The organism is Paraburkholderia sprentiae WSM5005 (assembly GCF_001865575.2).
GTDB classification, from domain to species: Bacteria; Pseudomonadota; Gammaproteobacteria; order Burkholderiales; family Burkholderiaceae; genus Paraburkholderia; species Paraburkholderia sprentiae.
Genome location: NZ_CP017561.2, coordinates 856326 through 868324, shown reverse-complemented (window position 1 = coordinate 868324; position 11999 = coordinate 856326). Strand labels below are relative to the sequence as shown.

Below are 11999 nucleotides of genomic sequence, written 5' to 3'. Positions count from 1 at the left end.
TTCGAAAGCTTACAAGCGTGGGTCAGAGAATAGGCGGAACATGCCAATGCGCATGCCGCTAAACGGGTCGGCCGCGTGGCGCGGAATCGTCGCGCGCCCCACTCCAGCCGACCATTTGATGAGAAACCGCAACAATGACGCGGGAATCTGCGCCGATCTGCGCGCCATTGTTGTGTATTTACCTATTATACGGCTTTATGGGATTGATTTAACAATCTCCTTCCAGGCGTTGACCGCCAATCTGGCTGCGGCGGCGCCTGCAGCCGCGGCCGGTTTTGCATGCCAGCGTTTCGCGTCAGCCGCGCGGAAACGGCCATGCGCGGTGCTCGCCGTTGACCTGCCCCGAGCCGTTGGCGCTGTGCCCGGCGGGCGCCAGGTCCGTCGACAAGGCCGCCGGCGCCGCCACCGCGCCACCCTCGTTTTCCCAGCGGCTCAGATCGCGCGCCGGGGACATTGGGCCCGTGCGCTTGTGCTGCACGTAGCGAACCGCGAGGAAGCCGCCGAGTGCCATCAATGCGCCGAAAATGCCAATCGTGGGTCGTGCCATCATGAACTCCTTGGATCGTTATGCGGATGAGCGCAGGCGGTGTCGAGCGTGAGCCGCGCCTTTTTGCGAGCCGATGCGAGCGTCGCGCGATGCGCGGCGTCTAGCGGGCGACCAGCACGCCGAGCAGAAAGCCGGTGCCCGCCGCAAGCGCGAGTGAACGCCACGGGTTATGGCGCACATAGTGCTCGGTGCCGATCGCCGCCTCGCGATACCGGCGATGCACGTTGCGTTGCGCGTCGCCGAGTGCCGATTGCAGCGTTTCCACATGTGTGCCCAGCCGGTCCCGCAACGCAACGACGCCTTCGCCGGGCACATTGCCGGCGAGCCGCAGCATTTCCTCCGAGTCCCTCAGCAGTACCCGGAGATCCTCGACGATCTTCTGTCCGCCGAGTGCAAGTTGTCGCGTGGTGTCAGTCATCATCCGTTCCTCGTCTGAGTCGGCGTTCGTTTCAATGTCGCGCAATGGACCCGTCGACCGGTGCGACCGTTCGCGCTTCGGCTCGCGATGCGGTTGGCGGTTTGCCTGGCCGGTTGGCAATGCGACGTGGCCGGTCAAAACCGCGCACGACTCGATCGAACGCTCAACGTTGCAAAGCATGTGCCCGGTATCTTTACCGCTTTAGCGCGCTGAACAAGGCCAACTTCAAGCACTTTCGACCGATTACCCGCACGGTTATCTCAGCGATTGCCAGTTCGATTGCCGGAATCAGCGTCGAAGTGGTTAAATCGTCTTTTATGAGATAGTGGCTGTACGGTCTATCGCTTTCAAGGCCTGCGCGCCGCAACATGAACTTCATTTGCACAGGACCCGCTTTTATGGCGTCAATCGATCTGGACTCGCTCGCCGTGTCCGCCGGCGGTCATGCTTCGCCACAAGCGAAGCAGCGCGTCGCGGACGGCGTCGCGGGACTGAAATCGTACGGGCTGCTGTACGGCTCATCGCCGGTGATGCTCGATCTGTACGAGCAGATCGAACGCGTCGCCGATACCGACGCGACCGCGCTGATCATCGGCGAATCGGGCACCGGCAAGGAACTGATCGCCCGTACCATCCACGAGCGCAGCGGTCGCAAGGACGGCGCGTTCGTTGCCGTGAACTGCGGCGCGATTCCCGATGAGCTCATCGAAGCCGAACTGTTCGGCCATGAAAAGGGCAGCTTTACCGGCGCGGTCCAAGGCCGCGTCGGCTACTTCGAACATGCGAACGGCGGCACGCTGTTTCTCGACGAAATCACCGAAATGGCACCGGTGCGCCAGGTCAAGCTTCTGCGAGCGCTCGAAACGGGCACCTTCTATCGCGTCGGCGGCAACGAACTGATCAGCGGCAACGTGCGGGTGATCGCCGCGACCAATCGCGATCCAGCGGTGGCTGTCAAGGAAAACGGCTTGCGCGAGGATCTGATGTACCGGCTCGCGGTGTTTCCGCTGCGCGCCCCGCCGCTGCGCGAGCGCGAAAACGATCGCGAACTGCTCGCGCAACACTTCCTCGCGCAATTGAATCAGCAGGAAGGCACGAACAAGAGCTTCAGCAAACGCTCGATCGAGACGGTGCGTTCATGGTCGTGGCCCGGCAACGTGCGCGAGCTGAAAAACGCGGTGTACCGCGCATTCATTCTTGCCGAGAAGACCGTTGAATTGCCGCATCCGCATCTTGCGTCGCGAGTCAAGAAAGCGGTCACGCAAGGCGATGCGATGAGCGTGTGGATCGGCACGCCGCTCGCCGACGCGCAAAAGCAGATCATTCTCGGCACGCTCAAGTACTGCGGCGGCGACAAGCGGCGCGCGGCGAAAGCGCTCGGCGTGAGCCTCAAAACGCTGTACAACCGGCTCAGCGCATACGGCGACGAAAGCGCGGAAGACGAAGCCGAGTAATCGGCACGGCGCAACACGGCGCGTTCGCCGACGGCGGCCCGCTGTTGCGCTGTCCGTCGTGGTCTTTTCGCGCCGTTTCACGGCACCGCATCCACCTGCTCCCAAGTCCCACGCCGACGGCAAATTTTTCATGTCTCAAATTACTTGGCACAGCCAGGTAAGGTCGTCCTACCCATGCAACAAAAAGCATCGCAGCGCACGATGTTTTGCAATTCTTTGCATTTTTTCGCTGCCAATTACAAAATGCATCCTGCACAATGCGGCAGCGTAATAAACGACGTGTCCTTCGTTTACACGCGCGATGCGTGAACGCGGGCACCTGTACGGGCAGGGACGGGAGAAATGCAAAAGAACATGGTGTGGGCTGGCAACGCGAAGTCCGTTGCCGCAGGCAAACGCCCCCACGTAACGGCGCTGATGGCGCTGGCGCTGGCGGTTTCGTCGGCATTGAGCGGCTGTAGTTCGTTGTACACGGAAGGCGCGGTCGCGGGCGCCGGTATCGCGGGTGCCGCGGTCGCCACCAAGGTCACCAGCAACGCGGCGGTGGCGACCGGCATCGGCCTCGGCGCGGTCGCCGCCGCGCGCGCAGGCGTCCAGTATTCCGAGCGCGTGGTCCACACCAATACGCAGAACAGCATCGCGCAGGCAGCCGGTCCGCTCGAGGTCGGCGCCGTCGCCCCGTGGAGCATCACGCACTCTTTCCCGATCGAAGACGACGAACACGGCCGCGTGACCGTCAGCCGTCTGATCAGCACCGGCGCGCTCGACTGCAAGGAAATCGTCTTTTCGGTCGATCAGACCGCGACGCGTGACAAGCCTGCGAGCAGCGCGTTTTACATCGCATCGGTTTGCCGCGATGGCAAGGACTGGCGTTGGGCATCGGCCGAACCCGCCACCGAGCGCTGGGGTGCGCTGCAATGAAAATGCGCTCGCCTAGCGTTCCGATGAGAGATCTGCTGCGGCTCATCGCCGCCGGCGCGCTATGCGTCGGTGCGAGCCTGCTAGCGAGCGGCTGCTCGTCGATCGGCGCCGCGAGCGGCGCGGCGGCGGGTGTCGCGTCGGGCATCGTGACCAGCAATCCGGCCGTCGCGCTCGGCGTCGGCGTGGCCGTGCAGGCCGCGACCGACGAAGCGGTCGCGCGCTATATGCGCAGCATGCACAAGGATCAGCAGGATCTGATGGCGGCGCTGGTCGGCACGATGCCGGTCGGCGAAACGAAACCGTGGTCGGTCAAACATATGTTGCCGATCGAGAACGGGCATGGCCAGGTGCGCGTGACTCGTGCGGTCAGCTCGGCGCTCGCGCTGTGCAAGGATTTCGTGTTCTCGGTCCAGGACGGCGACGGCCCCAACGCGCCGGAGAGGTGGTTCACGGCGAGCGCGTGCCAGCAGGACAAGGGCTGGAAGTGGGCGACGGCCGAGCCGGCGGTCGCGCGCTGGGGCAATCTGCAATAAAAAAGCGGCGAGGTTTCTCGCCGCTTTTTGTCTGAACCGCAGTGTCTGGCGAAAAACGAAGCTTTAAGACTCCACGTCTTCCAGACTGAAGATTTCGGTCTGATCGTTATACGAAAAGATCTCGCCGTAACGGCCCCAGTTGATGACCGCGTCAAGCGTCTCTTCCGCGGCGCTGTCTGACAGGAAGTCCTCGAGTTCCTGCTCGAAGCGCACGCGCGGCGCGCGGTGTCCCGGCCGTTCGTTCAACACCTTCTTGATTCGCGCGGCGAGCGGCACGTGCCGCAGCAGATGCTCGGCGAACATCATCTTCCGTTCCTGCGTGCCGAACTCGGAGAACACCCGCGCCGGCGGGGTCAGGAAAATGTCGCCCTCGCGTACGTCCGCGAAACCTAAGTGCTGCAGCACTTCGGCGATCGGGAACAGATCGTCGACCTCCAGATGCAGCGAGCGCGCGATTTCCGGCATGTCCGCGCGACCATGATACGGCGCGGAGGCGAGCGTCTCGATCAGACCAGCCATCAAGTTGGTCGACACGTGCGGCAGCCAGCTGCCGAGCTCCAGCCCTTTCCTGGTCTTTTCGTCGGTCTGACGCGCGGTCATCTTTGCGTAAATGTCGTCCACGAGGCGGCGGAACGCCGGGTCCAGACGATTGCGCGGATGCTTGAACGGCACCTTGATCTCGGCGATCACGCGGCCCGGGTTCGACGACAGCACCAGAATGCGGTCGCACATGAACACCGCTTCCTCGATGTTGTGCGTGACGATCAGCACCGCCTTGATCGGCATGCGGCCTTGCGTCCACAGATCGAGCAGGTCGGTGCGCAGCGTTTCGGCGGTCAGCACGTCGAGCGCGGAGAACGGCTCGTCCATCAGCAGCAGCGTCGGATCGACGACGAGCGCGCGCGCAAAGCCGACGCGCTGGCGCATGCCGCCCGACAGCTCGCGCGGATACGCGTTTTCGAAGCCGTCGAGACCGATCAGGTCGATCGCGGCGAGCGCGCGCGTGCGCCGCTCCGACGCGCCGACGCCTTGCGCTTCGAGACCGGCCTCCACGTTCTGCAGCACGGTCAGCCACGGAAACAGCGCGAAGGTCTGAAACACCATCGCGACGCCCTTCGCCGGGCCTTCGAGCGGCTTGCCCATGTACGTGACTTCGCCATCGGTCGGCTCGATCAGACCGGCGATGATGCGCAACAGCGTCGACTTGCCCGAGCCCGATCGGCCGAGCAGACCGACGATCTCGCCTTCGCGCAGCGACAGGTTCGCGTCGTCGAGGACGAGCAGTTCGCCCTGCGTCTTGTTGAAGCCGCGGCACACGTCCTTGACGCGCAGGATTTCCTCGCCGAGGCGCGGGGGCTTCGGCGGCGTCTGGATCGGCGCGGCGGTCATAGCAGCTTTAGGATTTTGCATCGCGTTAAGCCTTCATTTCTCAATCTAGACGGAGCTTGCCTTCGGCGTAGGCGTACATCGGACGCCACAGCAGTCGGTTGAACAGGGTCACGAACAGGGACATCACGGCGATGCCCACGATGATTTTCGGATAGTCGCCCGCCGCGGTGGTCTGCGCGATATAGGCGCCCAGGCCATGCGCAGCGACCCTTGTGTCGCCCCACTGCACGAACTCGGCAACGATGCTAGCGTTCCACGCGCCGCCCGACGCGGTGATCGCGCCGGTCACGTAGTACGGAAAAATGCCCGGCAGCATCGCCTGACGCCACCACTGCCAGCCGCGAATGTGGAAATTCTTGGCCGCCTCGCGGTAGTCGTTCGGATACGAGCTTGCACCGGCAATCACGTTGAACAGGATATACCACTGCGTGCCGAGCACGATCAGCGGTGACAGCCAGATGTCGGGATTCAGGTGAAAACGCACGATCGCTATCACGAACACCGGGAACAGCAGGTTCGCCGGGAATGCGGCGAGGAACTGCGCGAGCGGCTGGACCTTTTCAGCCAGCGCCGGGCGCAGGCCGATCAGCACGCCGACCGGCACCCAGATCACCGAAGCGATCGCGATCAGCACGATCACACGCAACAGCGTGATCAGGCCGAGCACGAGCACGTGGCCGACCTCGTCGAGCGACACACCGGTGCGCACATACATGAACACGCGGTACACCACGTACACCGTGGCCAGCAGTACGATCGCCGCCCAAACGATGTCGCCGATCCGGGAGTTCTTCTCGCGCTGCGGAATGTGAAAGCGCGGCGCGCTGAACGCCGGCAGTTGGAAGCGCACGCGGGCCGCGCGCGCGAACATCCAGCCGAGCGGCACGAGCAGCCGGTGAATCAGCCGCGTGCGGCGAATCAGGTCGAGCAGCCACGATTCGGGCGCATCGCCCGAGCTCGTAAACTCCATGCGGAACTTGTCGGCCCACGCGACGAGCGGGCGAAACAGCAACTGGTCGTAGGCGAGAATCACGACCGTCATCGCGAGGATGACCCAGCCGATCGCGTGCAGGTTCTTGTCGCTGATCGCGTGCGCCAGGTAGGCGCCGATGCCCGGCAGCGTGATCGTGTTGTTGCCGACCGTGATCGCTTCGGAGGCGACCACGAAGAACCAGCCGCCCGACATCGACATCATCATGTTCCAGATCAAGCCCGGCATCGAGAACGGCACTTCGAGCTTCCAGAAGCGCTGCCATGAAGTCAGATGAAAGCCGCGCGACACTTCGTCGAGATCGCGCGGCACGGTGCGCAGCGACTGATAGAAGCTGAACGTCATGTTCCACGCCTGGCTCGTGAAGATCGCGAAGATCGCGGCGAGCTCGGCGCCGAGCACGCGGCCCGGGAACATCGCGAGGAAGAACGTGACCGTAAACGAGATGTAGCCGAGCACCGGCACCGACTGCAGGATGTCGAGGATCGGCACCAGCACGAGACCGGCGCGGCGGCTCTTGGCGGCGAGCGTGCCGTAGATCAGCGTGAAGATCAGCGATGCGACCATCGCCGCGAGCATGCGCAGCGTGGTGCGCATCGCGTATTCGGGGAGGTTGGCCGGATCGAGCGAGATCGCCTGCGTCTTGAGCGTCGACATCGGCGCGAGCGTCTCGTGAAAGCCGATCGACGCCATCGCGATCAGGCAGATGATCAGCGGGAACGCGACGAAGTCCCAGCGGTTGGGCAACACACGCCATGCCGATGCATTGGCGGTGCGCTTCAGGTTGAAGCTGAAATCCATCAGACGCCCTCCCCCTTGAAACAGACAGTCGAACGCTCGAAGGAGGCCGCGGCTGCTCCGCGGCGGTCTATGGATCGGTCCGGAAAGCGGAAATCAGGCATGGCAAAACGCGCGTGCGTGGTAAATCGTTAGCGTTGGAGACACGTGAGCCGGCAATGGACAGGTTCGTGGACGCGTCGCCTACGACCCCAACCATCACGCCGGATTCCTGTCGCCGCGGGCGCCGCCCGAGGGCCGGCGGGCTTTCCTCGTTTTGGACGGCACGACACTACACCATCCCATGTTTCAGGCACAACCTTTCGCCGCAAATTGCGATACCGCATCGTGAGGCCCTCTCGCGGCGTGGCGCGCAAGCCACATCGGCGCGTCGCATCGGGCAGCGTCGCTCGAGCGGCCCCTCGGGCTCCGCAGCTATCAAGAATGCGGCGCGGCTGCCGTTAAGAATCTGATCGGCGCGGCATAGGCAGGCCGCATCCCAGCAATAACGGTGGCATCGTGCCCCGCGACGGTTAAAATCGGGAAACGACGTACCTGTTTATCAGCGGTTCATCCCGGGCCTTGGCGGCGGCAACGCGCACGTCGCTCGCGACGGGACGACACCGCAGCCGACGCAGGTAACAACCCAGCGTTGCGAGCGCGCTGCCACGAACGAGCAAGTTGCATGTCACAGCCAGACGGATCAGAGGGTCGATGAACGGGACAACCTTGCGCCAGGTGGCCGGGCCGGTCAGCTTCGTGCTGATCGTACTCGTCTGCTGGTTCGTGGCTGGCATGGTCGCGGACCGGATGGTACAGCAAGAGCTGGATGCGGCGTTGCGCGCGCAGCGGCAAATGTCCACGTCGATCGTCGACAACATGGCGGAAGTGATTGCCAGCGACCTCGCGATGTCCCGCGCCATCCCAGCGACCATGGCCGAAATGGATGTGGTCCAGCGGGCCCTGGTGCAATCGCAGAATTATGCCGCGAACAGCGAAGCGGCGGAACCCGCCATGCGCGCCGCGTTGCTGAAGGACCCGAAGATGGCCGCGGTCAGCAAGTTCCTGCACGAAGCGCAGGGCTTCTCCGGGCTCGACCAGGTCTGGATCGTCAACGCGAACGGCATCTGCGTCGCGTCGAGCGGTACGATGTCGGCCGCCGACGGCGTGCAGCAATCGTTCGTCGGTGTGGACATGCGCGCGCGCGGCTATCTGACCAACACGCTGCTCGGCGCATTCTCCGAAGCCTACGGCGTCGGTCGCGCGAGCGGCGAGCCGGGCATCTTCATCGCCGCGCCGGTGTACGCGGACGGGCTGCTGGTCGGCGCGGTGGTCGCCAAGGTCGGCATCGCGCGGTTGCGCCACTGGGTCGCGCACGCGGGCACTTTCGTCTCCGACGACAACGGCGTCATCATCATGGCGCACAACAGTGCGCTCGAAGGCCACGCGTTGCCGAACTCCCCCGTCACACAGATGGGCCCCGCCGAGCGGCGCATCATCTACCGGCGCGAGACATTCCCCGACATGCTGATCCGCGAAGACACGCAAGTGCGTGAGCAGGCGCCGTGGGTGCCGGCGTCGGTCGCCGCGCAGCTGTTCGGCATGAGCGAACAGCCGGCCCCAGCGCTCTATCAGAACCGCGGCGGTCTGAACTCGGGGCTCTCCGCGCATCTGGTCGATCCGCTCGCCGCATGGCCGGAGCTGCTGCGCAATCACAAGCGCGACCATCTGCTGGTGTTCCTCACGCTGGCCGGCACCGTCGCGCTCGCGTGGGTGATCACCGTGTCCTATGTGCGCGAGCGGCGCCACCATCGCGCGACACGCGATCTCGCCGAGCAGTTGCAGTCGGCCAATACGCTGCTGTCGGCGGAGGCACGGCACGACGCGCTGACCGGCGCGCTGTCGCGGCGCTATTTCCTCGACCTGCTGCGCCATGAGATCGACCGCGCGCATGCGGGCCGCGAGCCGCTATGCATGGCGATCGCCGACCTCGACCACTTCAAGCAGATCAACGACTGCTTCGGCCACGCCGCCGGCGACCGTGCGCTCGAACATTTCGTCGATACGTGCCGCGCCGAGCTGCGTGGCTCCGACGCAATCGGCCGGCTCGGCGGCGAAGAGTTCGGCCTGCTGCTGCCGGCCACCGATCTCACGAGCGGGCGCGAGGTCGTCGAGCGTTTGCGGCTGCGCTTGAAAGCGGTGCCCTCGCCGAAGCTGCCGGCGTCGGTGGAGTTGAGCGTGAGCATCGGCATCACCGAGTTGTCGCCCGACGATCTGCCCGAGCGTCTGATGAGCCGCGCCGATACCGCGCTGTACGCGGCGAAGACCGGCGGGCGCGACCGCACCGAAGCGTTGCCGCCCGACGATACCGCGCCGCCCACGCGCACGGCGGTGAATGCCTGGTAATACCTTGACGTCACCGAAATAGCCAGCGGGTATCATCGATCCTGATATTGGATCGTCGCTACCGCATTAACGGAGATTCGCATGAAGGGAAACCTGGTGATCGTCTGTCGCGATCAGGACGCTGATGCATTCGACCATCTGCTCGCCGAATACGGCGCATTCCAGACGCGTTTGTCGTCGACCGCGTGGTATCTGAAACTGAAGGTCGCGCCGGAACTGATTCAGGAGGAAATACTCGCGCGCCTCGGCAAATATACGACGCACTACATTTTCGAAGCGGAAACGGTGACCTGGAATACCGTCGATAGCGACACGGCCAACGCGCTCAATACGCTGTTTTCCGATTGACCGCTCCCCGCTCACGATGCCGGCGCCCCACGCCCGCATCGCCCGCCAGGACCTGCTCCTACCACGCGTTTTCCGAGACCGCCGCGACGCGCGGCAGCACTTCGAACGGAAAGCTCATCAACACCCGCAAACCGCGGCCACCGTGATTGCCGATTTCCCATTCACCGCCCGCGCGCCGCACGAGCCGCTCGACGATCGCGAGGCCCAGCCCGCTATGGCCGTTGCCGCCACGCGCGGGGTCGAGGCGCACGAATGGCCGGCTCGCGTTGATCAGATCCTGGGCGGCGATGCCCTTGCCGTTGTCGCTAATCGATAGCGTAAATCCCTGCGACGTGCGCGCGGTCGCGACGACCACCGGCGGTGCGCCATACGCATGCGCGTTGTCGAGCAGGTTCGAGAGGATCCGGTCGAGCGTGGCTGCGGGCAGCAGAAACGACGGCCCGGCGTTCAGTTCCGTCTGCACGGTCGGCGCCCCGGTGGTCACCGCCCGATAGCTGCGCACGACGCGCTCGCACTGCGCATCGACTGCCACCGGCTCGCTGCGGTCCGCCCCGTCGTGTGCGAACAGCAGGAACTGCTCGACGATATGCGTCATCGAATCGACGTCGCGCACGACGCCGTCGCGCGTCTTCGCGTCGTCCATCATCTCGGCGCGCAGCCGCAGACGCGCAAGCGGTGTCTTCAGGTCGTGCGCGACACCGGCCAGCATCACCGCGCGATCGTTCTCGGTACGCGCGACTTCCTGCACCATCTGATTGAAGCCGTGCGTGAGTTGCCGCAACTCGCGCGGCCCGCGCTCGGGCACCGGCGGCACCGGCAGCCCACGGCCGAAGCGCGCGACCGCCTGCGCGAGCAAGCGCAGCGGCCGCTGCAGCGCCCACGCGGCGAACAGCGCCGCCATCACCGCGAACGAGAAAATAATGACGAGCCACAAGACCGTGCGGTCGAGCGAGCGCGGCTTGCGCAGCGGCTGCACCGGCACAACGATCCAGTTCCGGTCGGTCGGGGCGCGCACCCATAGCGTGGGCGGCGCGCCGGGCGGACCGACGCGCACCTGGGTGTCGGCCGGCATACGGTCGCGCACGTCCTCGACGAAACGCTCGAGCGGCGGCGGCATATGCGCGCTGGACGCCGCCGGCACGTCGGGGCTCGCCGGGTCGACCAGCTTCACGCGTGACGGTAACGGTTGGTCCGGTGTGCGAGCAACGTGCTGACGCACCGCGTCGACGAGAAAGGCTGCTTCCTCGACCGCGTAGCGCGCTTGCAGTTGCGAACGTTCGAGCCGCATCAGCGCATACCACGCGAAATGCGACAGCATCAGCACCGCGACGACGAGCAGCGCGAGCCGCCCGAACAGCGAGTCAATGGGCCGACGCATGCTGCTCGCCGTCCGGCACGAACACGTAACCGCGGCCGCGCACGGTCTGAATAAAGCGCGGCGTGGATGGATCGGTTTCGAGAATGCGGCGCAGGCGCCACACCTGCACGTCGATGCCGCGGTCGGTGCCGTCGTACTCGGGACCGTGCAGCAGTTCCAGCAGGCGCTCGCGCGTGAGCGTGCGCATGGGGTGATTGACGAAGATCTTCAGCAGCGCGAACTCGCTGCCCGACAGCGTGAGCGGCCTGTCTTCCTGATGCAACGTGCGCGACTGGAAATCGAGCGTGAAGCGCCCGAAGCTGAACGGCTCGCGCTGCTCGGGCGCGGCCGCCGACGGCAGCGTGCGGCGCCGCCGCAGCACCGCCTGCACGCGCGCGAGCAGTTCGCGCGGATTGAACGGCTTGCCGAGGTAGTCGTCCGCGCCCAGTTCGAGCCCGACGATACGGTCGACGTCGTCCGCACGCGCGGTCAGCATGATGACGGGGATATCGTCGCCCGACGCGCGCAGCTTGCGCAACGCGGTGAGGCCGTCCACGCCGGGCATCATCAGGTCCAGCACGATGAGGTCGGGGCGCTCGCGCTCGAGGCGCCGCTCGAGCGAGCCCGCGTCGTGCAGCACCGAAACTTCGATGCCCTGACGGGCGAGATAGTCGCGCAACAGATCGCGCAGTTCGACGTCGTCGTCGACGACCAGAATTTGAGTAGCCATGGATTGAAGTTTAACGCCCCGCTAAAAGAGATTTCGTTTTCCGAACCGTCTGAAGGGTTACCGGTTGTTACCGCGAAAGCTGCGCGTAATTGCCGGTAATAGCCGCGTTCGGGCGCGTAACACAGCGG

General features: G+C 64.8%; 11 protein-coding genes. 5 read left to right on the top strand and 6 right to left on the bottom strand.

The window, feature by feature from the left end:
- Nucleotides 1-295 precede the first annotated feature (295 nt).
- Complete coding sequence (locus BJG93_RS04045; protein WP_027197065.1) at nucleotides 296-547, bottom strand: hypothetical protein; 252 nt, start codon at nucleotides 545-547, stop codon at nucleotides 296-298.
- A gap of 100 nt (nucleotides 548-647) precedes the next feature.
- Entirely contained in the window at nucleotides 648-965 is a 318-nt protein-coding gene (locus BJG93_RS04040) for a DUF883 family protein (RefSeq protein ID WP_027197064.1), read from the bottom strand.
- A gap of 398 nt (nucleotides 966-1363) precedes the next feature.
- Between BJG93_RS04040 and BJG93_RS04035 the strand changes: the two genes are divergently transcribed.
- From BJG93_RS04035 to BJG93_RS04025, 3 genes are all read left to right on the top strand, one after another.
- Entirely contained in the window at nucleotides 1364-2419 is a 1056-nt protein-coding gene (locus tag BJG93_RS04035; RefSeq protein WP_027197062.1) for a sigma-54 interaction domain-containing protein, read from the top strand.
- A gap of 342 nt (nucleotides 2420-2761) precedes the next feature.
- Nucleotides 2762-3340 carry a hypothetical protein gene (locus BJG93_RS04030; RefSeq protein WP_027197061.1) on the top strand — a complete coding sequence of 193 codons (579 nt, stop codon included), beginning with the start codon at nucleotides 2762-2764 and terminating at the stop codon, nucleotides 3338-3340.
- Nucleotides 3337-3873 carry a hypothetical protein gene (locus BJG93_RS04025; protein WP_051374374.1) on the top strand — a complete coding sequence of 179 codons (537 nt, stop codon included), beginning with the start codon at nucleotides 3337-3339 and terminating at the stop codon, nucleotides 3871-3873. The genes BJG93_RS04030 and BJG93_RS04025 overlap by 4 nt, the downstream gene beginning before the upstream one ends.
- A gap of 63 nt (nucleotides 3874-3936) precedes the next feature.
- Here the strand turns inward: BJG93_RS04025 and BJG93_RS04020 are convergent, their stop codons facing one another.
- Both BJG93_RS04020 and BJG93_RS04015 read right to left on the bottom strand, forming a co-directional pair.
- On the bottom strand, nucleotides 3937-5283 hold the full coding sequence (locus BJG93_RS04020; RefSeq protein WP_027197059.1) for an ABC transporter ATP-binding protein: 1347 nt from the start codon (nucleotides 5281-5283) through the stop codon (nucleotides 3937-3939).
- A 19-nt stretch (nucleotides 5284-5302) separates the two neighbouring features.
- Nucleotides 5303-7054 (bottom strand): ABC transporter permease, encoded by a 1752-nt coding sequence (locus BJG93_RS04015; RefSeq protein WP_027197058.1) that lies wholly within the window; start codon nucleotides 7052-7054, stop codon nucleotides 5303-5305.
- A gap of 690 nt (nucleotides 7055-7744) precedes the next feature.
- Here BJG93_RS04015 and BJG93_RS04010 point away from each other — a divergent pair.
- A complete protein-coding gene (locus BJG93_RS04010; protein ID WP_027197057.1) occupies nucleotides 7745-9436 on the top strand; it encodes a sensor domain-containing diguanylate cyclase in 1692 nt (563 codons plus the stop codon).
- An 81-nt stretch (nucleotides 9437-9517) separates the two neighbouring features.
- The gene (locus tag BJG93_RS04005) at nucleotides 9518-9784 is read left to right on the top strand and encodes a hypothetical protein (RefSeq protein WP_027197056.1); all 267 of its coding nucleotides are present in this window, start codon (nucleotides 9518-9520) and stop codon (nucleotides 9782-9784) included.
- Between the two features lie 58 nt (nucleotides 9785-9842).
- Here the strand turns inward: BJG93_RS04005 and BJG93_RS04000 are convergent, their stop codons facing one another.
- Both BJG93_RS04000 and BJG93_RS03995 read right to left on the bottom strand, forming a co-directional pair.
- Nucleotides 9843-11162, bottom strand: a complete 1320-nt coding sequence (locus BJG93_RS04000) for an ATP-binding protein (RefSeq protein WP_027197055.1) — start codon at nucleotides 11160-11162, stop codon at nucleotides 9843-9845.
- Nucleotides 11146-11871: a response regulator gene (locus BJG93_RS03995; protein WP_027197054.1), complete on the bottom strand. Its 726-nt coding sequence runs from the start codon at nucleotides 11869-11871 to the stop codon at nucleotides 11146-11148. The genes BJG93_RS04000 and BJG93_RS03995 overlap by 17 nt, the downstream gene beginning before the upstream one ends.
- Nucleotides 11872-11999 lie beyond the last annotated feature (128 nt).